The 24,103-nt window shown below is 64.1% G+C and carries 19 protein-coding genes; 6 read left to right on the top strand and 13 right to left on the bottom strand.

The window, feature by feature from the left end; translation table 11 throughout:
• Positions 1-57 precede the first annotated feature (57 nt).
• Positions 58-2,787, top strand: coding sequence for a DUF2339 domain-containing protein (locus JET14_RS22440; protein WP_200338362.1), 2,730 nt, complete (start codon positions 58-60; stop codon positions 2,785-2,787).
• Positions 2,788-2,938: 151 nt separating this feature from the next.
• Positions 2,939-3,397: a pyridoxamine 5'-phosphate oxidase family protein gene (locus tag JET14_RS22435; RefSeq protein WP_200338361.1), complete on the top strand. Its 459-nt coding sequence runs from the start codon at positions 2,939-2,941 to the stop codon at positions 3,395-3,397.
• A 55-nt stretch (positions 3,398-3,452) separates the two neighbouring features.
• On the opposite strand, the gene JET14_RS22430 is transcribed toward JET14_RS22435, so the two are convergent.
• A complete protein-coding gene (locus JET14_RS22430) occupies positions 3,453-5,345 on the bottom strand; it encodes a DUF2207 domain-containing protein (RefSeq protein WP_200338360.1) in 1,893 nt (630 codons plus the stop codon).
• 255 nt (positions 5,346-5,600) lie between these two features.
• Here JET14_RS22430 and JET14_RS22425 point away from each other — a divergent pair, with 255 nt between their 5' ends.
• The 3 genes from JET14_RS22425 to JET14_RS22415 are packed head-to-tail and all read left to right on the top strand — an operon-like array spanning position 5,601 to position 9,933.
• Positions 5,601-7,748: a hypothetical protein gene (locus tag JET14_RS22425; protein ID WP_200338359.1), complete on the top strand. Its 2,148-nt coding sequence runs from the start codon at positions 5,601-5,603 to the stop codon at positions 7,746-7,748.
• A complete protein-coding gene (locus tag JET14_RS22420; protein ID WP_200338358.1) occupies positions 7,745-9,427 on the top strand; it encodes a toxin-antitoxin system YwqK family antitoxin in 1,683 nt (560 codons plus the stop codon). The genes JET14_RS22425 and JET14_RS22420 overlap by 4 nt, the downstream gene beginning before the upstream one ends.
• Positions 9,424-9,933, top strand: a complete 510-nt coding sequence (locus JET14_RS22415) for a DUF805 domain-containing protein (RefSeq protein WP_200338357.1) — start codon at positions 9,424-9,426, stop codon at positions 9,931-9,933. The genes JET14_RS22420 and JET14_RS22415 overlap by 4 nt, the downstream gene beginning before the upstream one ends.
• A gap of 181 nt (positions 9,934-10,114) precedes the next feature.
• On the opposite strand, the gene JET14_RS22410 is transcribed toward JET14_RS22415, so the two are convergent.
• The 6 genes from JET14_RS22410 to JET14_RS22385 form a co-directional block, all read right to left on the bottom strand.
• Positions 10,115-11,731, bottom strand: coding sequence for a GMC family oxidoreductase (locus tag JET14_RS22410; protein ID WP_200338356.1), 1,617 nt, complete (start codon positions 11,729-11,731; stop codon positions 10,115-10,117).
• 290 nt (positions 11,732-12,021) lie between these two features.
• Positions 12,022-13,296 (bottom strand): ABC transporter substrate-binding protein, encoded by a 1,275-nt coding sequence (locus JET14_RS22405; protein ID WP_200338355.1) that lies wholly within the window; start codon positions 13,294-13,296, stop codon positions 12,022-12,024.
• Positions 13,297-13,496: 200 nt separating this feature from the next.
• Positions 13,497-14,147 (bottom strand): alpha/beta hydrolase, encoded by a 651-nt coding sequence (locus JET14_RS22400; protein WP_200338354.1) that lies wholly within the window; start codon positions 14,145-14,147, stop codon positions 13,497-13,499.
• Entirely contained in the window at positions 14,147-15,106 is a 960-nt protein-coding gene (locus JET14_RS22395; protein ID WP_024707919.1) for a VOC family protein, read from the bottom strand. Before JET14_RS22395 ends, JET14_RS22400 begins: the two co-directional genes overlap by 1 nt.
• Positions 15,107-15,541: 435 nt before the next feature.
• Complete coding sequence (locus tag JET14_RS22390; protein WP_200338353.1) at positions 15,542-17,299, bottom strand: FAD-dependent oxidoreductase; 1,758 nt, start codon at positions 17,297-17,299, stop codon at positions 15,542-15,544.
• Positions 17,300-17,347: 48 nt separating this feature from the next.
• Positions 17,348-18,421, bottom strand: a complete 1,074-nt coding sequence (locus JET14_RS22385) for a maleylacetate reductase (RefSeq protein ID WP_200338352.1) — start codon at positions 18,419-18,421, stop codon at positions 17,348-17,350.
• 93 nt (positions 18,422-18,514) lie between these two features.
• On the opposite strand from JET14_RS22385, the gene JET14_RS22380 reads away from it, so the two are divergent.
• Complete coding sequence (locus JET14_RS22380; RefSeq protein ID WP_200338351.1) at positions 18,515-19,465, top strand: LysR family transcriptional regulator; 951 nt, start codon at positions 18,515-18,517, stop codon at positions 19,463-19,465.
• Between the two features lie 10 nt (positions 19,466-19,475).
• Here JET14_RS22380 and JET14_RS22375 read toward each other — a convergent pair whose 3' ends face one another.
• The 6 genes from JET14_RS22375 to JET14_RS22350 are packed head-to-tail and all read right to left on the bottom strand — an operon-like array spanning position 19,476 to position 24,005.
• A complete protein-coding gene (locus JET14_RS22375; protein WP_200338350.1) occupies positions 19,476-19,808 on the bottom strand; it encodes a hypothetical protein in 333 nt (110 codons plus the stop codon).
• Between the two features lie 7 nt (positions 19,809-19,815).
• Positions 19,816-20,652 (bottom strand): intradiol ring-cleavage dioxygenase, encoded by an 837-nt coding sequence (locus tag JET14_RS22370; RefSeq protein WP_200338349.1) that lies wholly within the window; start codon positions 20,650-20,652, stop codon positions 19,816-19,818.
• A gap of 22 nt (positions 20,653-20,674) precedes the next feature.
• Positions 20,675-21,706 (bottom strand): branched-chain amino acid ABC transporter permease, encoded by a 1,032-nt coding sequence (locus JET14_RS22365; protein WP_200338348.1) that lies wholly within the window; start codon positions 21,704-21,706, stop codon positions 20,675-20,677.
• A gap of 9 nt (positions 21,707-21,715) precedes the next feature.
• On the bottom strand, positions 21,716-22,579 hold the full coding sequence (locus tag JET14_RS22360) for a branched-chain amino acid ABC transporter permease (RefSeq protein WP_200338347.1): 864 nt from the start codon (positions 22,577-22,579) through the stop codon (positions 21,716-21,718).
• Positions 22,576-23,289 (bottom strand): ABC transporter ATP-binding protein, encoded by a 714-nt coding sequence (locus tag JET14_RS22355; RefSeq protein ID WP_200338346.1) that lies wholly within the window; start codon positions 23,287-23,289, stop codon positions 22,576-22,578. The genes JET14_RS22360 and JET14_RS22355 overlap by 4 nt, the downstream gene beginning before the upstream one ends.
• A complete protein-coding gene (locus JET14_RS22350) occupies positions 23,286-24,005 on the bottom strand; it encodes an ABC transporter ATP-binding protein (RefSeq protein ID WP_200338345.1) in 720 nt (239 codons plus the stop codon). Before JET14_RS22350 ends, JET14_RS22355 begins: the two co-directional genes overlap by 4 nt.
• Positions 24,006-24,103 lie beyond the last annotated feature (98 nt).

Here is a 24,103-nt window from a genome sequence, read left to right as displayed (position 1 = left end):
TTTCGGGCCGATGCGCTAGACCGCCCCTATTGCGTCGTGAAAGTGGAATGCCCTGATATGACATCGTTCTTCGAGTTTCTGGTTCTCATCCTTGTTCTGGCGCTGATCGCGTCCAACGCCGGGATGCGGAAGCGGATGAAGAGACTGGAGGATGCTCAGCGGAGCCTTCTGGCGCGGCTGGAGCAACTGGAATGCCGCGGTGATGCCGCCACGGCCGTCACGGCCGAAGAGCCGGAAAGAGCGATGGCGGAGCGGGCGGAGGACGCGGCCCAAACGACAGAACCGGAAACGGCCCGGTCACCTGAGGAATCAGGATCGACGGACGCCGGAAAGATGCCCCCAGCCACCGGCGGCCCGCCGCGGGCCTTCGTCTTTACCGGAGCGTTGCTGCAGACGTTCGGCGGATGGCTGCGCCAGAATTGGACAATCGCGCTCGCGGCGCTTTCGCTGGCGCTGGGCGGCATCTTCATGGTGCAATATGGCGTCGAAAACGGGCTTCTGACGCCGGTCTGGCGGGTTTTCGGGGCGCTGATGCTGGGCGTGGCGCTGGTGGGCGCCGGCGAAGGGCTTCGCCGCCGCTTCGGCGACGAGACGACGCCGTCAACGCGCTACCTGCCCTCCGTCTTTGCAGGCGCGGGTCTGGTGACGCTGTTTGCCGCCGTGCTTGCCGCCCGTCTTCTCTATGGACTGGTTTCCGCCGAGATGACGCTGGCCGGGCTGGTTCTGCTCAGCATTCTCGCGGTTGCGCTCGGCTGGCTTTACGGCTCGGTCCTGAGCGCCGTCGGCATTATCGGGGCCACCGCCGCGCCGTTTCTGGTCGGCGGCAGTGCGGAGAGCGGCTGGCTGTTTTTCTATTATTTCGCCTTCATCGCCATTGCCGGCCTTGCGGTGGACAGCGTCAAGCGCTGGGCATGGGTCTCCGCCCTCGTGCTGACCGCAACGGCGATGGCCGCAACCGGACTTTACCTCGCGACCGGCGGCCTGATCCACTATACGGTCTTTCTTGCTCTCTCCTGGCTGGCGGCTGTGATCCTCCCGGTGCAGAGCTTTGTGCCCTCCCATGCCGGCCAGACGGTTCTGGCGACACTTGCGGGTCTCAAGCCGCGCGCCGATTTCCCCACCCGGGTCGTCGCGGCCATGACGCTGTTCGTCAGCGGCGCCGGCCTTCTCCTGTCCACCGATGCGCCATCCGCGACAGAGGCCTGTTTTGCCTTTCTGCTCATCGCCTTCGTCCTCGCGGCGACGCTTTTATGGATGCGCCGTGCGGAAGCGCTGAGGGACATGTCGTTCCTGCCTGCCGCCGCGTTTCTGTCCGTGCCTGTCCTGCAGGTCGTCGAGCGCGGTCCGCTGTTCGCGTCATTCGTTGCCGCGCTGCAGCCTCCGGCAGATGCAACAGCCGGGTCTTCCGCTTTCATCACCTTCGCCCTGATCCTGTCCGTCGGTGCATCTCTGATGGCCTTCTGGCGGATGACCCGTTGCGGGGAGGACCAAAACACGGCGCTCGGGTTTGCGCTGGGCGCGGCGGCGTTTGCCCCGGCGACCGCCTTCATTTTCGAATTTCTGTGGTCGCCCGCGGCGGCTTTCGGGGATTATCTCTGGAGCATCCATCTCCTGGCGGTATCGGCCGTCATGGCGCTGCTGACCGACCGGACGTTGCGCGCGGAGGAGCGCAGCCGGCGCCAGATGCGCGCGGCGCTTTTCGCCATTGCCGCGCTCTCGATGCTGGCGCTGGCGCTGTTCGTGGTGCTCACGAAGGCGGCCCTCACGCTGGCGCTCGGCGTTGTCGTCGTCCTCACGATCGCGCTCGACCGGCGGTTCGACCTTGCCCTGATCGGCCTCTTCACCAAGGCGGCGCTCGCCATCATCGCCTTCCGGCTGGTGGCCAATCCCGGCTTTTTCTGGGCCGTGCGCAGCGACACGTCGTGGCTGGCGCTGCTTGAAGCCTATGGCGGCACGCTGGTGCTGCTTTATGCCGGATGGCGCCTCACGGTGTCGCGCGCACGTCAGTCGGTTCAGGCGGCCATCGAGACCACCACGTGGACGGTCGCCGCCGTCTTCGCCTGCGCGGTGTTGCAGCGGCTGGTGCCGGATGAGCCGGGGCTTCTGGCCGCCGTGATGGCCGTCGCCATGCTGGCGCAGATCAACCGGGTGCCGACCACGGGCAGGTGGCTGAGACTGTTCCGGCTGGGTCTCGCCTTGCTCTTCGGCCTCGTTTCCGCCGCGCTGATTGCCGTGCCGCTGACGATTTCAAATCCCCTGCTGTTCCGGTTCCACCCCGTCACGGGCCCGATGGTTTTCGACAGTCTTGCGCTCAGCTACCTGCCGCTCGCGGCCGTGCTGGCGATCGGCGCCTGGAGGATCGTCAATCTCGGGCCGTGGCTGCGGACCGGCCTTGTCAGCATATCGAGCCTGCTGGCCGGTTTTTATCTCGTTTGCGAAATCCGCCGGTTCTGGCACGGGCCCGACCTTTCGGCGCCCGGCGTCACCCAGCCGGAGCTCTACAGCTACACGATCGCGCTCTTGATCGTCTGCGCAATCCTGCTCGCCGTCAGCTTCTCCAGGCGCTCCAACGTCCTGCGCAAGGTCGCCATGGCCGCGGCCGGACTGACGATCGCGAAGGTCTTCCTCATCGATATTTCCGGCCTGGAAGGGCTTTTACGGGTCGTCTCCCTCATCGGGCTCGGACTGGCGCTCGCCGGTCTTGGCTGGCTCGACCGTGTGATGAACCTGCGCTGGAACAGCATGGCGGGGCCGCGCGAAGCTTCGGGCGGCGGGCAAGATCGATAGACGTCCCTCCGCGCGCCCGTCTGCAGACGCGGCGCATTCGCGACCGCGCCCTCACGGGGCCTTGCGGGAAAATCGACGTGTGGCCCGATCCGCGATTCCGGCAAGCAACTTTTCCGGACGGAAGACGTTTATGCCTCCAAAGGAGAAAACAATGTCAAAATCCGAATTCTGGAAAGAAATGGACGACGTTCGCGCCGCGATGCTGGGCATTGGTTCGGCCCGCCATGTGCCGATGGCACCCTACCCCAATGACAAGGAAGGGGTAATCTGGTTCATCACCGCAAAGGGCACTGATCTGGTGAAGGCGATCGAGGCCGGCGAGACCGAGAGTTCGCTGATCGTCACCGGTAATGGCGAGATGCATGCCCGCGTCGAGGGACGGTCCGAGGTGGTCCAGGACCGGGAAAAGCTCGAGGAGCTCTGGAATCCGATTGCTTCAAGCTGGTTCGATGGCATCGACGATCCCGACATCCGGCTGATCCGGTTTACGCCGGACTTCGCCGAGGTCTGGGCCACCAAGGGCGCGATCGGGTTTGCCATCCAGATCGCAAAGGCCAAGGTGACGGACGAGGAGCCCGATATGGGCGACCATTTCGAGGTCCGCTTCTAGCCGACCATAGAGCCCTGCACGGCCTCACTTGCGACGTTTTGGGTGGCGGCGCGGTTTACCAGCCACCACCGCCACCGCCTCCGCCGCCCCCGCCGGAGAAGCCACCCCCCGAAAAACCGCCTCCCGAGCCCGATCCGTTGGGCGAGATGCAGGCCGTCAGGTTGGTGCTGAGGGCCTGACAGGCGCCAAAGATGGTCGCGCCATTCGCGCCCGTGTCGTAAAAGGTCGGGTGCAGGCCGAAGGGGATCGGGTTGATGGTGCCGGGGCCGGCGTCCATGACACTGTCGAAGGCGCGGCTCCATTCTGACTTCATATTGAGCGCCACCGCAAACGGCAGAAGGGCGGGAAGCGCGTCCCTTTCGCTGCGATTGGCGTGGCGCATGTCGCCGACGCGTTCGAGATAGAGGCGCAGCCCCGCGATTTCCGCCTCGCGCGCCCGCCCCTCTTCCGTCGGCTGGCCGATCCGCGCGGCAAACACCCAGAACAGCAGCGGCGTTGCCACGAGGCCGAGCGCCGTCGCCCAGCCGAAGGCGCCGGTGAAGAAGCCTGTCACCAGCCACAGCCCCGCGCTCGCGACCAGCCCGCCGCCCATGCCGTTTCCCGCCGTATTGCTGAACGTATCCGCCGAGGCGCGCGCATCGAAGCCCGCAAAGGCAAGGCCGATCACGATCGGCAGCAGCGGACCATAGGCGAGGATCCACCCTTCGCCATCCATGCCGGTCAGCGCAAGAGCTGCGGCAAGGCCGGAGCAGAGGAAGGCGGCGGCCAGTTTCCACCTGCCGTTCGGCGCGTAATACCGCCGGCCATGGGTGGTGCGCACCGCGCGGGCGAAATCGCCGTAAAGCCGCCGCAGCGTCTGCCGGTTCTTGCGCTCGACCAGGACGCTGCCGCCTTCGGCGCGCACGCCCGAAACCAGCGCTTCCTCCTCGGGCGCCAGCATGCCGGGATCGCCCTTATCCAGCACGATCCGCCAGGCCTTGCCCTCGGGCACGATGGTCATCAGCCCGCGCAGGCCGAGATTGATGACCGTCGCGAGGAGCGCGGAATGGCCGAGCATCCGCCGCATCGAAATATACTGCACCTGAGCAGGCGTCGTGCCGCGCGGCGGCTTTCGCCGCTCGACCACAGGGTATCGTGATGCTTGCTCTTCTCCGGGCCGCCTGATCCTGCGGGAAACGAATAGGAATATGAGGCCGAGAGCGCCAAGGCCGACGGCGGAAATCGCCACGCCCGGATTGCGACGCACCCACCACCGGAACCGCTCGGCGGCCGCCGGCTCGCTGACGAAGCCCTTCGGGAACCTGACAGCGACCGTGAGCCCTTCCTCCGGGTCGAGAATACGGTAGGTCGAGATATCGACCGTGCCGCCATCCGGGCTGAGGCCGCGGGACACTTCCGCGCGCGTCGCGCCGAGCGGGCCGGTATAGCCGGCGACCTGCGTGGCCGCCGCGCCCTCTGGCAGGCGAATGGTCGCGGCGGCGTTGTCGATCGGGAAGGCCCAGTAGGAGCCGGTTACATTCCAGTAGAATTCGTCGTGACCGTCGCGGTTTTCGATCTGCGGTCCGGTGCGATAGGCAAACCGGAAGGTGTGAACGCCCGGTTCGAGATCGGTTCCGGCATCCCCCAGAAAGATGCGGATATAGTCGCTGCGGCGGGCAACGCGCATGGGCACCGGCTTGCCGTCGAGCGTGGCCGAAAGGACCTGCAGCGCGCCGGGATCGACGCCGCCCTCCGCCGTCCGACCCGCGATCGGCAGATCGCGAAAGATGCCGTGTTCGATCCGGTACCCCTCCGCCTTGATCGCGATTGTTTCGGTGATATCGAGGCGGCCGGTCGCGCCGATCGCAATGTCGCTTTCGAAACGTTCGATCCGCTCGCGCGCCAAGGCCGGCGAGAGCCAGATCAGCACAAGCAGGAAGGCCGTGATGATCCGCTTCCCCGAGACCAAAAGCCCGCCATCCGCTTTGCCGTGCCGGCGGGCAAAAACTGTCTGGAAAACCGAGCATGATTTCATGAACAAATAGGCTGAGGCCCTGGCTTTTGGTGTGGCGAATCCGGGTGACGGGCCCTTATAGCCCGGCCAAAAAGCATAGACAAATCCGTTCGTTAGAACGGTCTTTCCCGACAGGAAGTAAATCTCAACTTACAGTTACTTGCCTCTCTCAGCCCACCCCTTCATGACTGCGCCATCGAAGGAGAAAGCATGACCGAACGACGTTTCTGGTTCGCCCTGCTTGTCGCCGCCATTCCCGGCGTGGCAAAGGCCGAGACCATCATTTTCGACCCGGCTGTCGGCAGCGAACGGACCTATCACCTCGAAATTTCCATGGCTTCCGGCTTCAGTGATTCGCGTTTCCGCGACAACCAGTTCGTTTCGGCGCTGACCCGCTTCGCGGTCACCGGCCGCGACGACGATGGCGAAATCAGCATGGATGTCCTCCCTTTGTGGTTCGCCTATGACGAGGGATCGCGGGTGACGAGCACCGCCTTCGGCGACGCGCCCGACGATCTTGCCGACCTGATGCGCGAGGGCTTTTCCGCCACGATCGATCCGGAAAGTCACGGGCTCAAGGATTTCGCCCCGCGCGGCGATGCCGAGATGCCGGAAGCCATGCTGGCCCAGATGCGCGACCAGCTCGGCCAGCCGGTCCTGCCGGTCGAAATCGAAGTCGAGAAAGGCTGGACGACCACGACCACGCTGTCGGGCGTCGCCAATGTGGAGATCACGGTCAGCGCGGTGACGCCAAACGAGGTTTTCCTCAGCTATGAGGGTGTGTCGGCGGATACGAGACTGTCCGGCGTTTCGGTGCTGGCGCGCGAGAGCGGCTGGGTCGAACGCTCGGTGATGACCTATGATACGCGCATCAATCCCGGCGCGGAGGATGAGCGTTTCTCGCGCCAGACCATCGCGATGGCGAATACGGAGAGCCCCTTCCCGCTCTACACCCACGCATTCCGGGGCGAGCCTGAATGGCATGACATGCCGACCTTTCCGTTTTCAACCATCGTCATGCCGCCCGAGCCCGACATGGTGTTTCCCGGCGAACCGGGAGAGGCAGACAGGCATGGCAAGACCTACACGCTAAGCTTCGCCCATGATCCCGCGGCGGGCAGCAATATCGGCCGTTTCGCGCTTCATGATTTTCATCTCTTCGACCACGAAACCGAGTTGCCGACGCAGTTCATCGCCACCTTGCCCGTGACTGTTCCGGGCGATGGCGGGTTTCGGACGGTCTCGCGGGCGCGCCCGGTCGGCATCGGCGATGTCCGCGACGATCTGGAGCGGGCGACGGCGCTCACCGCCGATGTCGACTGGTATCCGTCGGAACCTTTCACGCTCACGCTGCGACCGGATGCGGACGGGAAGGCCAGCGTAAGCCGCAACGGTGCCTCGGCCGAGTTCCGGCCAACCGATGACGGCTATGAATTGCTGCTCTCCGGCAAAACCTGGGATTTCTTCGGCCTTTCCTTCCCGGAAGGAAGCGACGTCAAGGGCCAGATCTATGCCGCCGACAGCGGCTCGGACTGGCTGACGCCGGCCGAAAGCCAGGCGAGACGACTGGCGCTGCCGGATTACAGCGCCCTCAGGGTGGCGCTCAAGGCTGAAACCGTGCCGGAAAAGATCGACATCCGCGTCGAACGCTATGCCGAAACGCCGGCCGCGACCCGCGCGGTCACCTTCCGTACCGAACGCGGCAAACGCATCGATCCCGACACCGAACCCGAGATGCGGGCGCTTTATCCGGCTGGCGCGCCGCCGGCGCTCGATGCGCTCACGCCCGAAGGCCTCGATCTCGCCGCGCTGCGGTTCAGGCTGGCGACGACGCAGGCGAAGCACTGCGCGGCGGGGCTGGATGAGCCCGTATCGCTTGCCGGTCACGCCCTGGTCTTCGAAACGCAGGCGGACGAAGGGACCGGCACGACGACGCTGCAGCTTCAGACCGATGACGGCATCCGCACCCATTTCTATGGGCATGAACCGATCACGGTCGTCATCGATTGCGAGACCGCCGTCGCCTGGCGTGAGGCGAGCGAAGCGCTCGATCCCGCGCGGCCATGGCTGATCGATCCGGAAACCCTCGGCGCGGACAGCGCCATGACGATTGGCGCATTCAACGCGCGTTTCCGGCTGGTCGATGCCGAGGGCACGGCGCTGGCGCTGGTCACGCCGGATGGCACGCCCCTTTCCCCAGACGATACGCTCGCCGCAGCGCTGTTCGATGACGGGAACATCCGCGCCGCCGGCCGGCCCGAACGCATCCTTGAAGCGGATACCGGTTCCGCCCCGGTGACACGACGCTTCGAGATCCGCTTTCCCGATCTGCCCGAACCGAGGGAGGACGCCCGATGAAAACCGCTCTCGCCCTTCTGCTCGCGCTTTCCGCAAGCGCCGCCCATGCCGCCAATGTCGATGAAAACCTGGCACCAGCCCCGGACGGCGCCTACAGCTACACGCCGCCGCAAAAGGCAAAGGACGGCGTCTATATCATCGATATCTACGACGAAGACGATGACCGTTACGCCCGCGTCTGGAACACCGCCCCGACGCTGGATGAAGGCCGCAAGGTCGGAAAGATCGAGACCTTCTATCCCGGCTCGGGCTACCTCAAGACCCGCGTTCCGCTCAACGAGGCCGGCCGTCGCGACGGCGAGATGGTGACCTTCGACGAGGACGAGAATGTCGTGGGCCGCACGCCTTATGAGGATGGAAAGAAAAACGGCACGGAGGTCCGGTACTGGGCGGATGGCAAGACCCAGCGCGAAACCACCTGGAAGGATGACGTGCTAAACGGTCCGTGGCGCCTCTATTATGAGGACGGCACGCTTTCGGCCGAAAACAATCATGTCGACGGCCATATCGACGGCGTGGAACGCAAATACCACGAAAACGGAAAGCTTGCCGCCGAAATCCACTGGTCGATTAGCCGACGCGACGGGCCCTACAAGGATTATGACGAGGACGGAAACCTCATCGAGGAAGGCCGTTATGTCGATGGCGCGGCCGATGGGGTCGTCACCGAATACTGGCCCTCGGGCGCGCGCCGGGCCGAGCAGCATTATGATATGGGCAAACCGACCGGCAGCGCAAAACGCTGGTCGGAATCCGGCGAACTGGTCGCCCAGACCGACTATGCCGAAGATGGAAGCGAACTGAGAAACCGGAAATGGAAGGACGGAGCGCTGATCTGGCTCCAGGAACCGGTGCAGATCGAAGGCCGCGGCGAAGGGCAAAAAACCGTCGAGCATTACGGCAATTTCACCGAAACCGAGATCAAGGCCGACGGCTATCTCCTGTTCACGAAGTATCTCAACGATAAGCTTCTCGACCGCACCGAACTGGTTGACGGCGAATATCGCGGCCTGTTCGTCTCGACCACCGAAATCGACCAGATCACCACCCGCGTCCACTATGTCGACGGCAAGGAGGACGGTCTTTACACCCGCGCCTGGCGCGGTCGGGAGTGGGACCGGGGCTATTACGACCACGGCAAGCGCGTCGGCGACTGGCGCCGGACGGAACACTCCAGCGACGTCATCCACGAGACCTATGACGATGACGGCAAGCTGACCGGCGCGCAGCGCACATACAGGATGAACGGCGAGCTCAAACGGCTCGCCACCTATGACGCGGGCGTATTGGACGGCCCCTACAAGGAGCTGGACGGCGACCGGATGATTGCCGGCGGCCGCTATGTCGACGGCGAAAAGCACGGCGAATGGCTGGAACAGGTGCCCTACCGCGATGAGACGCGACAGGGCCGCTACGACTACGGTATCCAGGAAGGCCGCTGGACGACCTTTGACGGCAACGGCTACCGCATCGCGGTCACAAGCTTCAGCAACGGTATGAAGGACGGGCCGCGCTACATCCTGGCGGAAAACGGCGCGCTTGAGGAAGTGCAGATGTGGAAACACGACAAGCGCGACGGCACCACCACCTATTACGACGCCGAGGGTCCCGTCTCCCATCAGCTCTGGCGTGACGGCCGGCTGCAGGGAGACGCGACCCCCGCCCGGAATGCGCCATGAGTCCGCATCGGGCGATCCTGACCTCCTTGAGGAAATTCGCCCGCTTCGGCGGGCGGGCCTCGCGGGCGGAATACTGGTGGTTCGTGCTGGCGCTTGTGATTGGCCAGCTGAGTGCCGGCATGGCCGACGATCTTCTGTTTCCGGCCGATCCGGAACGTGGGCTTCAGGATCGTCATCCGGTTACGGTATTCTTCATCATCGTCACGCTGCTTCCCCTGCTTTCGGCCGGCGTCCGCCGCCTGCATGACGTGAACCGGCGGGGATGGTGGATCCTGTTGCCTGCCGGGCTGCCGCTTGCCATCACCCTCATCAGCTTCGCGTTGCTCCTTGGCCTCTCCAAACCGCTCGAAGAGGTCGCGACCTTTGGCAATACCGGTCCGCAGATCATCGCCGTGGTCAGCGTCGCGGCGCTCTCAGGGGCCGGCTCCGCGATCTATCTCATCGTGCTCCTGGCTCGCGCGGGCGGCGGCAAGCCGAACCGTTTCGGCCCGCCGCCGGAAGCATGAAGGCGCGATCGGCGACGATCCGCCGAAAAGATCAACTTTCCGGGAAGATATTTGCCGATGCCCGCTTTGGCGGTGGAGCAGATGTCAGTCTCCCGTTCGCCGCGCATGGCCCATGACAGGGCCAGCATGCGACACGCTGAAGCCCGCGTTTATAGGAAAAACATCTTGTGCCGGGCGATTCCTATCGGGCCGCCAGCATCATCTCCGCGGCCTTTTCCGCGATCATCGTCACCGGCGCATGCGTGTTTCCGGAGGGGATGGTGGGCATGATCGAGGCATCCGCGATGCGCAGATTGGCGAGGCCGCGCAGTCTGAGTTCCGGGTCGACCACGCTTGCGGGGTCGCCGCCCATGCGGGCCGTGCCGACCGGGTGGAATATCGTGGTGCCAAGAGCGCCGGCGGCCTTCAGAAGATCCTCGTCCGATTGCACATCCGGGCCGGGCTTGATCTCGCGCGGGTTGAGCCCCACCAGACCGGCGGCGGCCATCAGGCGTCGGGCGTGGCGGAGACTGTCGACGGCGACGATCTGGTCGGCGCGCGCCGAGAGATACAAGGGGCGGATGTCGGGCGGCGCGTCGGGCGTCGGGGCGGTGATATGGATCGTACCGCGACTTTCCGGGCGCAGGTTGCAGACGGAAACCGTCACACCCGGCTCCCTGTCGAGCGGCTGGCCGAAGGCTTCCAGCGAAAGCGGCTGGATATGGTATTCGAGATTGGCCCGCTCATGCTCGGGCGAAGACCGGGTGAAGATGCCAAGCTGGCTCGGCGCCATCGACATCGGCCCGGTGCGGCGCAAGGCATATTCGAGCGCGATGCCGGCCTTGCCTGCCAGCGTTGCGAGCCGGTCGTTCAATGTGAGCGCACCGGTGATGCGGAACACGGTGCGGATCTGGAGGTGGTCCTGGAGGTTCTCGCCCACGGCGGGAATATCGAGCGCCACGGGAAGACCGAGGGACTGCAGCAGGCCACCATCGCCGATGCCGGAAAGCTCCAGAAGCTGCGGCGTGTTCACCGCGCCCGCGGCAAGCACGATCTCGCCCCGGCAGGCGGCCCGTCTGGTCCGGCCGTTCTGGCGGTAGATCACCGCCTCCGCGCGCCCCTGCGACAGTGCGATGCGCGCGACATGGGCCTTCGTCTCGATGCGCAGATTGGATCGCGACCGGGCGGGGTTCAGGAAGGCCTTGCGGGCGTTCCAGCGCAGGCCGCCGCGCTGGTTGACCGGAAAGTAGCCGACGCCCTCATTGTCGCCGTCATTGAAATCGTCGGTGGCGGGAATGCCGATTTCCTCGGCCGCTGCAGCAAGGGCATCGAGCACGGGCCAGTGCAGGCGCTGTTCGCAGACGTCCAACTCGCCGCCCTTGCCGTGGACGGCGCTTGCCGGGCCAAAGTGATTTTCGGACTTGCGAAACAGCGGCAGCACATCGTCCCAGCCCCAGCCGGTGCAGCCCGCCTGCCGCCACTGGTCGTAATCCGCCGCCTGTCCGCGCATGTAGATCATGCCGTTGATCGAGGAACAGCCGCCCAGCACCTTGCCGCGCGGATAGGCAAGCGCGCGGCCGTTCAGCCCCGGCTCCGGCGCCGTGCGATAGCACCAGTCGAGCCGTGGATTGCCCATGGCATAGAGATAACCGACCGGGATGTGGACCCAGTGGTGGTTGTCGTGCCCGCCCGCCTCAAGCAGCAGCACGCGGTTTGCCGAATTGGCGCTGAGCCGATTGGCCAGCACGCAGCCGGCAGATCCCGCTCCGACGACGATATAATCGAATTCGCCGTCGTCGACGGTCTCTGTTTCAACCATGCTCATCACTCCAGGCAGCGTCGATGCCCACGGCCCTTGCGTCGATGCAGACATCAAGGACCCGATCCCGTTGGTTCAAGGCGAGCCCGCCAATGCCAGTCTGAACCGATCGGATTGCGCAGGCCAGTTTTTTTTGACAAAAGGCGGCAACATTGCCTTCGGCGCGCGCGGGCACCGATCGATTGGATGAATGTGGAGCGGGTCCGCGTTTCATCGAGACCCAGACCCGCCCCAGACCTCCGCCTTGTCATCCGGGCGGAAGACAAAGGGGTATCCGGCCGAAAGACGCGCTAGCTGAGCGCTTCCATCTTGCCGCCGGTCGGAATTTCCGGCGCCGCGCCGTTTTCGACGATCACCAGGTCATAGCCGCCGTCATCCTTGATCCGCCACTGGCCGCCGGTGAGCGGCGTCTTGCAGACGTTTTTCGCCGCAAACGGCGGCACGCCCTTGCCGTTCCAGGCGATCGGGCCGACGACGCATTCCATGTCGGTCGCGGCGATCGCCTCGGCGACAAGCTCTCCGTCGGTGGGGTCCTCGGCCCGGCCCATCACATCGGCGGCGACCTCGAACAGCGAGTGCACAAAGCCGATCGGCTGGGTCCACGGACGGCCGGTCTTGGCGGTGAAATCCGCAGCAAGCTCGGCCGAGCTTTGCCCGGTCACGGAAGACGAGAAGGGATGGTTCGGCGTCCACCACACTTCCGACGACAGGTTGTTGCCCGCCTCGCCGAGCGCCTCCACCGATTGCGGGAACAGAAGCGCCTTGGCGACCGTGACGGCCTTCGGCTGCATGCCCTGCTGGCGCAACTGGTTCCAGAAGGTGGTGAAATCCGGCGGAATGAGAACGCCGGTGATGATATCGGTGTTCGCCGCCTTGAAGGCGTTGATCTGGGCCGAGAAATCGTCTGAGAGGTTCTGGAAGCTGCCGGGATTGGTCAGTGCATAGCCGCGTTCGGCAAGGCCCGGCTTCAGGCCGGTTTCGGGATCGCCCCAGGCATTGCCGTCGGCATCGTTGGGAAACAGGCCGCCGACGGACTTGTCGGTCTGGAGCTGATCCCACATGGCGGTGTAGACCGCGATGATATCTTCCATGCCCCAGAAATAATGGAACGCGAACTCGAAAGGCTGCCAGCTTGAGGGATCACGCGGATTGGCCTGCTGGCCGATAAACCAGGGCTGCCAGGGCGCCACGGTCGAAAGCACCGGAATGCCCTCGGATTCGCACACGCCTGAAACGGGATTGGTCGTTTCAGGCGTCGAGGCGACAAGCATCAGATTGACCTCGTCGCTCAGGATCAGCTCCTTTGCGACATCGGCGGCGCGGTTGGGATTGGACTGGCTGTCCTTGACAATAACCTCGAAGTTCTTGCCGACCGACGAAGCGAGAAAGGCCTCGATATTATAATTATCGCTCTCGGCAAAGCCGGCAAGCGGGCCGGTCTGCGGCGAGACATAGCCGAGCTTGATCTTCCGGCCCTGGGCGATCGCGGGCGCCGCGAGCCCGGGCGCGGCAAGCATCAGCCCGGTGGCCGCCGTGGAGCGCAGAAACTTTCGTCTGTTGATCATTTTTCCTCTCCCTTTGTGTTCCGTCCGATCCCTCTGCCCGCCGGTCACCATCCGCATCGCGAACGCCTCCGCAACGGCGGCTCGGGAAAATATGCAACCAGAGCGCCGTGCGTCCATTCGGACGCACAAAGGACGCTCTAACCTATTGAATCTACGCATCGTGCTTTCCGAAAATCGATTCCGATTTTTGGGCCGATGCGCTAGCGCGCCGCCCCCATGCCAAGGGGCGCTCCCGCAGCAAGATCCTGCAACAGGCTTTGCAGCATGGCCACTTCCGCATCCGATACTTCATGGCCGCGACCGGGGAAGACGTCCGCGCGCAGCCGGCCTTTGCCCGCGCCGATCTCCCTGGCGGCTTCGGCAAAGGCTTTGACGGGAATCCACGGATCGGCGTCCGAGCCCGTCAGGTAGACCGGCAGATCCGGCGCCAGCCGCCGGGGCCGCTCATCCGTCTCCGCGCCCACGCGGCAACCGGTGAAGGCCGCGAGCGCCTGCGGGGCGGCTAGCCCCGCAAAGACATATTCCAGAACAAGACAGGCCCCTTGCGAAAACCCGGCGAGCAGCAAGGGCAGCGCGCCGAACGCAGCGCGCGCGCCCGCCACATCGGCGGCAAGCTGCTCCAGAGCGGCCGCAAGCGCAGACCGCGTCCCGTCTGTCAGGGGATCGATCGCCCTCGCTTCATACCACGAGCCTGCTTCGGCCCGCGGCAGCACGAAGGCGACCTCCGGCGCTTCAAGGCGGTCCAGGACATGTGCCTGCATTTCCTCGGGCGATTGCCCCCGGCCATGCACAAACACACAGATCGCCCTGGCCTGTTTTTCCGCCGGCAGATGAAGCGCACCCGAAGCCATCAAACGAACTCGGCCTCTTCAAGCCCGGCGCGCAGCTCATCCTCGCGGTCCTTGAACCATGGCGGGAACACAAGCGTCTTGCCGATCTGGCCGGGAGGTTCGTCGCGGGCCCAGCCCTGCGGCGTCGTCCAGGCCAGTTCGAACAGCGCCCCGCCGGGCGAACGGACATAGCAGGACTTGAAGTAGTTGCGGTCCTTCTGCTCGGAGATGTCGGTGAAGCCGAGACCCTCGATATGGGCGCGCAATTTCAGCTGGTTTTCCTCATCGCCGGTGTTCAGCGCCAGATGATGGATCGTGCCGCCCGACAGCGTCCAGGTGCCCTGCGGACTTTCCCGATCGGTGATGACCTCGACGCGCTGGATGATGCCATTCGCATCGGGCACGCGGTAGACCGTGCCTTCATCCGTGTCCGCTTCTTTGGTCAAAGGCAGGGCGACGGTCATGAAATCATCCATCGAACTGCGGTCGAAGCAGGCGATCAGGGCGCCGTAAATGCCCTTGATGCCGTGCTCGGCGCTCACGCCCTGCGCCTCGTTGGCGATCGGCGTGCGGTCGTCGCTGTCGCTCTCCACCAGTTCATGCGGAATGCCGCAGGGATGGGCGAAGACGACGCGGTCGGCGCCGAAACGGGTGATCTTCTCGGCTTTGATGCCGCGCTCGTTCAGCCGGTCCACCCAGAAATTCGCGGCGCCCTTCGGGATAGCCTGCATGATGGTGCGCGACTGGTTGGTGCCGCGGCGGCCATAGACGCCCGGCTTGCGGAACGGGAAAGTCGTGATGATGGTCGAGGCATCGCCGTCGGGCGAGCCGTAATAGAGGTGATAAACCGGAATCACGCCGTCAAACAGCACCGTGCGCTTGACCGAATGAAGCCCCAGCGTCTTGGTGTAAAAATCGAAATCCTCCTGCGCACCATCCGTCGAAAGCGTCAGATGATGATAGCCGCTGATTTGCGCCACGATATGATCCTCCCATAAAAAACAACTGTTCGACCCGCACGAAGCGCATGACCATGCCCCTGTGCGCGCCCCTTCCGGCGACACCCGCGCATGAACATGGGTGGTCCGGCGAAGACGTTATCGGCCTGAAAACGCAGTGCCGCCGAAACTCCTCATCCGCTTGCAACAGCGCTCCGCTCCCGAATGCCCACGCGAAAAATCCGAGCCGTCGCCTCTTCAGGTGCAGCATGTTCGATTCCCGCGCGTCATCGGCTATTGCGCCAATAACCGAATGCTCCTCGCGCATCATACTAGCGCATGGCGGAAGCGCTGATTATGCGATGTTGGGCGGCTTGCATGACTTTCTGTTATGAAGTTTCGCCGGTCCGGTTTCGGGCCGTCTTGCATTCGAGACCGGGCGACGCGTCGCGCGCCGCCCGCCGGTTTCCTGATGTCCTACCGGGCCAGAATGTGTTTCAGCGCGCGCTGCAGTTCGGCTTCCGGATCATCGGCGCACGATGTCGCGCGCCAGCAGACATGGTGGTCCGGCCGGACCAGAAGGCATCCGCTGTCGCAAATCTCCGCCAGTCTCGCCCACTCGCCGCTGTGGTCGACATATTCCCGTCGCGGCCCGATCACATGCGTGACGATCTCAATGCCAAGCGTATCCGCCACCCGGGCCGCCGCCTCGACCCAGGCCTCGCCGCCCAGTCCGGTCAAAAGGGTAAACCTGCCATGGCCGCACAGATCCAGCGTCGAGACCTCGGCTCCGTTGTCATGGCGGTACAGCCACACATGCGGCAGGCGCGCGCCCGGCCAGGTTGTCGGCTGGTAATGAAGATCGGCATCCAGCTGGAAAGCCGGCTCGATCTGTCCATCCGTTACCACGGCATCAGAACTGTAGCGCTGGTTCATCTCGACCCCGTGGGCGTCGAACTCGTATTTCTTGAACGCAATGGCCTTGCGGATCGCCTCGCGCTGCGCCTCGGCCTCGGGAGTGCCGTCGGTGCGCGCCTCGAGGTTCTTCTGCATCTGCTCGGGGTCCACCCCTTCGGCCATGCCGAGGGCTGCAAAGATCGGACCGGTTTCGGCGATCGACTGGTTCGCCCGCGTCACGATCTGCTTTGCCACGGGCGCACGCTCGGCGTCGTAGCTGTCGAGCAGATGCTCGCCCGCCTGTCCCTTCAGAACCATCGCCAGTTTCCAGGCGAGGTTGAAGGCATCCTGGATCGAGGTGTTGGACCCAAGTCCGTTTGAGGGCGGGTGGCGGTGGATTGCGTCGCCCATGCAGAACACGCGCCCGCTCGCCGTTTTCGTGGCGTAGAAGTTGTTCACCGTCCACGTGTTGGCCGAAAGGAGCTCGATCTCAAGATCCGGGTCGCCGATCAGCTGCCGCGCGACGCCGGTGGCGAACTCCGGCGTAACCTCGGGCTCGGGACCGTTGATGTCGTAACCCCAGACGATCAGCCATTCGTTCCATGGCCGCACCATGCGGACCAGACCCATGCCGATGCCGCCGACATCGGCGCCCGGCTGCATCACCCAGTAAAGCACGGACGGGCGATGGGCGACATATTTCGTCAGATCGGCCTTGAACAGGATGTTCATCGAGCCGCCGACGCCCATCCTGCCCTCGAAGGGCAGGTTTTCATGCTCCGCGACCAGGGACTTGCCGCCATCCGCGCCGATCAGATATTTCGACCGGATGGTGAATTCCTTTTGCGTCAGCCGGTCCAGACAGGTCGTGGTAACGCCGTCGGCGTCCTGCTGGTGGCGCAGGTATTCCGTCGACATCCGCGCCTGGGTTCCGCGCGCGCATGCGGTCTTGAACAGCAGCGGTTCCATGAAGGTCTGCGGCAGGTCGTTCATCTTCGTGGGCGAAGACATGAGATGCTCGGCCTTGGAGAGCGGGTGATTGCCCCAGGCCTTCATCCGGCCGATTTCCTCGCCGGCAAGGCTTTCGCAGAAGATATTCTCACCCATCAAGGCCTGGTGGGTGGCGAACAGATAGGCTTCGTCCTCGACCTCGCGACCGAGGTCGCGTAGCACCTCCATGGCGCGCTGGTTGGTGATGTGCGCGCGCGGCGTGTTGGCAAGCCAGCGATAGCGGTTCACCGCCATGTTTTCGATGCCGTAGGTCGAAAGCAAGGCGGCGGTGGCCGAGCCCGCAGGGCCGGTGCCAATGATCAATACATCGGTCGTGATGTCTGGCATAAGGTCTCCTCCCAAGAACAGAACAAGGCGGACATTGCCGCCGAAATATCAAAAGGCCGGCATATCCCCGCTCCAGGCCGCCTGAAGCAGCGCCCGGATTGCATCCCGTTCGATCGGGCGCGGGTTCCAGTAGGCATTGGCGACAGCCAGTTCCGCCGCCTTGTCCAGATCGGCCTCGCTCATCCCCAGATCGCGCAGGGCCAGAGGGGCGCCGATCTCCCTGGCAAAGCGATAAAGTCCCCTGCCCGGATTGTCGTCGCCGAAAAGCTCTGCCGCCGGCGCCAGCAGTTCCGGAACCGCAGCGGCATTGTAGGCAAGTGCATGCGGCAGGATGATCGCATGGGTCTCCGCATGGGGCAGGTTGAAGCTTCCGCCCAGCGTGTGGCAGAGCTTGTGATGCAGCGCCATGCCCACCTGTCCCAGCACCGTGCCGCAAAGCCATGCCCCGTAGAGGGTTTCCCCGCGCGAAGCCACATCTGTCGGCGCGGCCAGAACGTTCGGCAGACTGTCGCGGAAAGCGCGCAATCCCTCGACGGCCATCAGCGAGGAAAGGGGGGAGCGGTCACGGGCGTAGAGCCCTTCGGCAGCGTGCGCCATTGCGTTGAGCGCGGAGGTGACCGTCATCTCGACCGGCAGGGTCGTGACCAGTTCCGCGTCGTAGAGAATGGTGCCGGGCTGCACCTTCGCATTGGTCTGGGTGGTCTTCATGCCATTTTCGGTCTGGCCGAGAATAGGCGTCGCCTCCGATCCGGCATAGGTGGTCGGCACGACGACCTGGGGCAGGCCGGTTCTGAGAGCGATCGCCTTGCCGAGCCCGATCGTCGAGCCGCCGCCGACGGAGACGAGCATATCCGCGCCCAGTTCCGCAGCGCGGCTGGCCGCCTCATCCGAGACGTCGACCGGCGTGTGCATCGTCGCATTGGTATAAGCGCCGGCGGCGCGCGCTCCGCAGTATTCGGCAAAGGCATCGGCAAGGTCCGCTTGCTGGGGCGTCGTCAGGATCAATGCGCGGCGCGCGCCCAGCGTCTCCAGTTCCTCGGCGAGGCATTTGCGCACGCCGGCGCCGAAACGAACGCGTACGGCCGCGCTGCGCGCGGTGAATTGCTCGCGAAAAAAAGACAAAGGCCCCTCCCTCCTGTGAAGACTGGAAATCACAATAGCGTAATCAAACGGAGATATTGATCGGATGATCGGAATATTATATTGCTTTTGGTTATGAAAATAGACAGCGAGCATCTCGAGATCTTGGCGGCGATCGTCGAAAAGGGCGGCTTGACCGAAGGCGCGGATGAGCTCGGCAAGTCGCAGCCTTCGGTCTCGCGCAGCATGGCCCTGCTCGAGAAGAGGATCGGAATGCCGCTGTTCGAGCCCGGGCGCAGGCCATTGCGCGCCACCGAACTGGGCGCCAGTCTCGCGCGGCTGGGCAGCCGCATCCGCAGCGCCAACCAGGAAGCCAGCCTTCTGGTCCGGCGCTTCCGCCAGGGGCTCGCCGGCAGGCTGCGCGTCGGCGGATCGCCGATCTTCACCGACGGCGTCGTGGCGGTCATGATCGCCGAATTTCAGTCGCGTCATTCGGATGTGTATATCGACCAGTCCTACGGTTATCTGGACAGCCTTTCCGTAGGATTGCGCAATGGCGGTCTCGATATCGCCATTCTGCCGCTTCATCCGCGGCAGGTGCCTGTGGATATGGACTTTTTGCCTCTGCTTTCGGGCAGGAACGTGGTCGCCTGCCGCGCGGACCATCCCCTGACGCGGGTCAAGGGCATCACGCTCGATGCCGTCGCCCGCTATCCATGGATCGCGCCGCCCGCCAACAGCCCGCTTTACCGCGATCTCGAACGGGCGCTGAAATCGATCGGGCAAAAGGATTTCATGATCAATTTCTCCGGCGGAACGCTCGCCTCGATCCAGTCGCTGCTGATGGGTTCGGACTCCCTGACCATCCTGCCCTATTCCGTGGTTTTCCAAAACCGCCGCACCATCCCTCTGGCCGTGCTGCCGTTGAAAATCGACCATCCCGACCGCCAGCTCGGCGTTCTGACCATGATCGAAAGACAGAGACCGCCCGCAGCCCGGCAGTTCATCGAATTCCTGCATATCGAGGCCCAGCGCCTGCAGGCCAGTATGGATCATGAAGAACAGGTGACCCACCGGCGGCGCTGAAGCGCAAAGGTCATTTCAGCGCGACATAGGTCTCCGGATCCAGCATGGAGATGCGTACCGCCACAGGCTGGCCGGTCGCATTGCCGACCTTTTTGCGAAGCTCTCCGGCAATTTCGGCGATCTTCTCCCGGGTCCGGTCCGGCCGCGCCAACAGATTGAGCTCGACGCTAACCTGCGGCTGATCGGACAGGCCGAGAACCGGAAGCATGGCCAGATGACAGGCGGCATTGTCGACCGAGAGCAGTGAACACAGCGCTATCCGCAGATCAGGCAATAGCGCGACCAGCTTCTCCTGTGCCGCGTTGTAGAGCGCCTCGTCGACGAATATTTTGACATTGGGCATTCAGACCTCACAATGATACGAGGACGAAGTCGAACGGAGAGCGCCATTGCGTGGTGCTGCCCTCAACCCTCTCATACGGCGCAATCAGCGATTTCTTGACGCCGAACACCGCGTCGGATTCCAGATATTCGTCACCGCCGACAAAGGTGTGTGTCACCAGTTTCTGATAGCCCGGCGCGGTGACGAGATAGTGCATATGCGCGGGGCGGTAGGGGTGGCGGCCGAGATGGCCGAGCATCTGTCCCACCGGCCCGTCATCGGGGATCGGGTAGCTGACCGGCTTGATGCCGACGAAGCTGTAGCGGCCGTCCGCCCCGGTGATGAACCGTCCGCGATTGTTCCATTTCGGCTGGATGCCCGGCTGCTGAACGTCATAATAGCCCTCGGCATTGTCCGACCAGACGTCCACCGTCGCGCCTTCGATCGGATTGCCGTCGCGGTCCAGCACCCGGCCCTCGAACAGGCAGCTTTCGCCCTTGCCATCCAGGGAGATATTGTCGCCCATCTGCCGGATCGGCGCCCCGTCGACATGGAACGGCCCGAAAACGGTGTTCTCGGTCGCGCCTTCGGGACGCCGGTTGTTGATCGCGTCGACCAGCATGGAAACGCCCAGAACGTCCGACAGCAGAATGAATTCCTGCCGCTCCTGCGAGCACATCTGGCCGGTTTTGGTCAGAAAGGCGATCGCATACTCCCACTCGTCCTGCGTCAGCTGGATTTCCTTGGCAAAGTCATGAATGTGGCGAACGAGACATGTCATGACTTCGGCAAGACGCGGATCGGTTTCAGGCCCCATGCGGGCGTTGACCGTGTCGGCTGACGTCGTTTCGTTGAAATAGCTCATGCGTTGCTCCTCCTCGGGCGCATCAGGTTGTTGTGCGTTTATCGGGACCGGGTCCAGGCGGGATGTGTTCAAGCGACAGCAGGTCGAAACCGGTCCGCTGAATCAGGCCGCCCCACAATCCCCTCTTTTCGAACAGCATGATCACGATGCCGATCACGCCCAGAACGATCAGATAGACCGTGCCGTAGTCGGAAAGCAGCCGCTGCAGGCCGTAAAAGACCAACACGCCGACGATCGGGCCTGGCAAGGTGCCGATACCGCCGATGACGACAATGAAAATGACGAAGGCCGTCCAGTCGATCACCGAAAACGCGGCGTCGGGCGCAATGCGTCCGGTCTGTATGAAGATCAGCGCGCCGCAAAGTCCGGTGCCAAACGCGGTCAACAGGAAGACCAGCGCCTTGAGGCGCACGGCATCGACGCCGACGGATCGGGCCGCGACGGGATTGTCGCGCATGGCCTGCAGGCCGAGCCCCATGCGCGAGCGCAGGAACAGCCAGCTGGCGACCAGCATCACCACGACCAGCCCCAGCGCCAGCCAGTAGGTCAGTACATCGACGGCCGCCGCACCCGAAATGTCGAGAACGTCGCGCAGGAGCTGAACGCCGGGCATATCGCGCGCGGCTCCACGCGGCAGAGCGGTGCCCGTGCCGCCGCCAAGCGCGCGCCACTGGCCGATGGAAAGCCGGCCGATTTCGGCAACCGCCCATGTCGCGATGGCGAAATAGGCGCCGTTCAGACGAAACGTGAAGAAGGCGACCGGGACCGACAGCGCCATGGCGACCAAGCCGCCGATCACCGCGCCGGTCAGGGGATCAATACCCCACAGGATAACGGCTGCGAACATCGAATAGGCGCCGACGCCGACGAAAAGCTGCTGGCCGACGGAGACGAGGCCGGCAAAGCCGGCAAGCATGTTCCAGTTCAATGCCAGAACCAGCAGGCACAACACCATGAACAGGTCCTGCACCAGCGCGCGCAGGCCGAACAGCGGGATGATCGCCATGATGGCGACGAGGATGGCAACGAAGAGGAGTTCCAGGGATTTTCTCATGGCCGGTCCTCAATCATAGGCGCGCGGAAACAGCCCGCGCGGCCGCAACAGCAGCACGACAACAAAGGCGACATGGCCCGCCAGGATCTGCCATTGCGGGTTGAGCGCCGCGCCGAAGGCCTGCGCGACGCCGATGACCAGCCCGCCGATCAGCGTGCCCCACAGGCTCCCGAGCCCGCCGATGATAACCGCCTCGAAGGCATAGAGAAGGCGGGCGGGACCGATGGACGGATCGAAATTGGCGCGCGCGCCCAGATACAGCGCGGCGATGGTGGCGACGACCATGGCAATGCCCGTCGCCACCGCGAAAATGCGGCTTGGCCGGATTCCCATAAGCTGAACCGTCACCGGATCATCGGACGTGGCCCGGAACGCCCTGCCAAGCGCCGTCCGATAGAAGATCCGGTTCAGGCAGAGGATCACCAGTATGGCCGAGGCGAAAGTGATCAGCGGCATGATGCCGACATTGACCGACCCGAAAGACAGCGATTGCGCCTCGATGGGACCGACCGGCAATTTGCGGCTGTCGGCGGTAAACTGCTGCAGCAACGCGTTCTGGATGACGACGGACAGCCCGAAGGTGACCAGCAGCGGCGGCAGGATGTCCTCGCCCAGCACGCGGTTCAAAAGCACGGTCTGCAGCACATAGCCGAGGGCGAACATGATGGGCATGGCAATCAGCGCGGCGATGAACGGGTTCAGCCCCATGGCCGTGCCGATGCCGAGGATAAGATAGGCCGCCAGGACGATCAGGTCGCCATGGGCCAGATTGACCAGGCGCATAATGCCGAAGACGAGGCTGAGCCCCGCAGCGAACAGGGCGTACAATCCGCCGAGCAGCAAGCCCTGAATGAGTGTTTCAAGCCAAATCATGCGTGACTGATCCCGAAATAGGCGTCGTGGATGGCATCGCGCGACAGTTCGCAAGGGGGGCCCGACAGCGTGATGCGGCCTTCCATCATGCAATGGACGCCATCGGCGATCTTTAGCGCCTGGCCGATGTCCTGCTCGACCACGATGATCGCGGTTCCGCTCTCGCGGATCGTCGGGAAGGCGGCGTAGATCTCGCGGATGACAACGGGCGCAAGACCAAGGCTCAGTTCGTCGCACAGGAGCACGGACGGGTTCGACATCAGCGCCCGTCCGATCGCGACCATTTGCTGCTGGCCGCCGGATAACGCGGTGGCGGGCTGGCCGCGGCGCTCAGCCAGAACCGGGAAGAGCTCGAAAATGCGCGACAGGTTCCAGAAGGCATTGCCCTTGCGGACATGGGCGCCGATCAGCAGGTTTTCCTCGACGGTGAGGCTGGGGAAAAGTCGCCGCCCCTCCGGCACCATGCTGATGCCGGCGCGCAGAATATCGGGCGCGGTGAGCCGGTCGATGCGCTTGCCGTTCAGGGCGGCCGTGCCCGCCGTTACCCGGGCGATGCCGGTGATGGCGCGCATCAGCGTGGTCTTGCCGGCGCCATTTGCCCCGATGATCGCCAGCGTCTCGCCCTCATTCAGCGTCAGGTCAATGCCGAACAGGGCCTGGAAGTCGCCGTAATGGGCGGTCAGATCGCGAATGTCCAGAAGCGCGCTCATGCCTCGATCCCCAGATAGACTTCGCGCACCTCGGGCGCGGCCATCACCTCTTCCGGATCGCCGATCATCAGCATGCGACCGAAGTTCAGGACCATCAGCCGCGACACCACCGCGTTCAATGCATGCAGGACATGCTCGATCCAGAGAATGGCGGTGCCCTCGGCGTGGATTGCGCGGATCGTGGTTACGAGCTCCGCGCACTCCCCATCGGTCAGCCCGCCGGCGATCTCGTCAAGCAGGATAACGCGCGGCCTTGTGGCGAGCGCGCGCGCCAGTTCCAGCCGCTTGCGGCTCAGCAGCGGCAGGACGCCGGCCTTGTGGAGGGCCAGTTGCTCCAGCCCCGTCCGCGCCAGAATCGACATGCACAATCCCGGCGCCTCGGATGCGCCCACGGCTCCGCCGAAGCGCGCGGCCACGAGCAGGTTCTCATAGACCGACAGATGGTCGAAAGGCTGCGGGATCTGGAACGACCGGCCGATTCCGCTGATGCAGCGCTGCATCGGGCTCTCCCGGGTGACATCGCGGTCGCCCAACATTACCTGCCCGCCGTCCGGCCGTAGATTGCCGGTGATGAGGTTGAAAAGCGTGGACTTCCCCGCGCCATTCGGGCCGATGATGCCCAGCGCCTCGCCTTCGGCAAGCTCGAAACTGACGTCGTCGGCGACCTTCAGCGCGCCGAAGCTTTTGGACATACCCTTTACGGAAAGGATTGCCATGATCCTCTTCCCCTCCATTCACCAGCCTCGTCTTTGCGCTTCTGCTGCAGTTGCCCGGGCTGGCTTCCTCCTTGCGCTACCTTAGACCTGTCTTTCCG

The sequence above is a fragment of the Martelella lutilitoris genome (assembly GCF_016598595.1).
In the GTDB taxonomy this organism is placed as follows: Bacteria; Pseudomonadota; Alphaproteobacteria; order Rhizobiales; family Rhizobiaceae; genus Martelella; species Martelella lutilitoris_A.
The sequence above is the reverse complement of the archived record's forward strand: the minus strand, read 5'-3'. Positions and strand labels throughout refer to the sequence as shown.

Coding starts and splice junctions, on each gene's coding strand:
- JET14_RS22440 (WP_200338362.1), top strand. CDS start 58: ATGACATCGTTCTTCGAGTTTCTGGTTCTCATCCTTGTTCTGGCGCTG.
- JET14_RS22365 (WP_200338348.1), bottom strand. CDS start 21,706: ATGAGAAAATCCCTGGAACTCCTCTTCGTTGCCATCCTCGTCGCCATC.
- JET14_RS22370 (WP_200338349.1), bottom strand. CDS start 20,652: ATGAGCTATTTCAACGAAACGACGTCAGCCGACACGGTCAACGCCCGC.
- JET14_RS22400 (WP_200338354.1), bottom strand. CDS start 14,147: ATGGCTTCGGGTGCGCTTCATCTGCCGGCGGAAAAACAGGCCAGGGCG.
- JET14_RS22390 (WP_200338353.1), bottom strand. CDS start 17,299: ATGCCAGACATCACGACCGATGTATTGATCATTGGCACCGGCCCTGCG.
- JET14_RS22405 (WP_200338355.1), bottom strand. CDS start 13,296: ATGATCAACAGACGAAAGTTTCTGCGCTCCACGGCGGCCACCGGGCTG.
- JET14_RS22355 (WP_200338346.1), bottom strand. CDS start 23,289: ATGAGCGCGCTTCTGGACATTCGCGATCTGACCGCCCATTACGGCGAC.
- JET14_RS22420 (WP_200338358.1), top strand. CDS start 7,745: ATGAAAACCGCTCTCGCCCTTCTGCTCGCGCTTTCCGCAAGCGCCGCC.
- JET14_RS22410 (WP_200338356.1), bottom strand. CDS start 11,731: ATGGTTGAAACAGAGACCGTCGACGACGGCGAATTCGATTATATCGTC.
- JET14_RS22435 (WP_200338361.1), top strand. CDS start 2,939: ATGTCAAAATCCGAATTCTGGAAAGAAATGGACGACGTTCGCGCCGCG.
- JET14_RS22415 (WP_200338357.1), top strand. CDS start 9,424: ATGAGTCCGCATCGGGCGATCCTGACCTCCTTGAGGAAATTCGCCCGC.
- JET14_RS22350 (WP_200338345.1), bottom strand. CDS start 24,005: ATGGCAATCCTTTCCGTAAAGGGTATGTCCAAAAGCTTCGGCGCGCTG.
- JET14_RS22360 (WP_200338347.1), bottom strand. CDS start 22,579: ATGATTTGGCTTGAAACACTCATTCAGGGCTTGCTGCTCGGCGGATTG.
- JET14_RS22375 (WP_200338350.1), bottom strand. CDS start 19,808: ATGCCCAATGTCAAAATATTCGTCGACGAGGCGCTCTACAACGCGGCA.
- JET14_RS22425 (WP_200338359.1), top strand. CDS start 5,601: ATGACCGAACGACGTTTCTGGTTCGCCCTGCTTGTCGCCGCCATTCCC.
- JET14_RS22380 (WP_200338351.1), top strand. CDS start 18,515: ATGAAAATAGACAGCGAGCATCTCGAGATCTTGGCGGCGATCGTCGAA.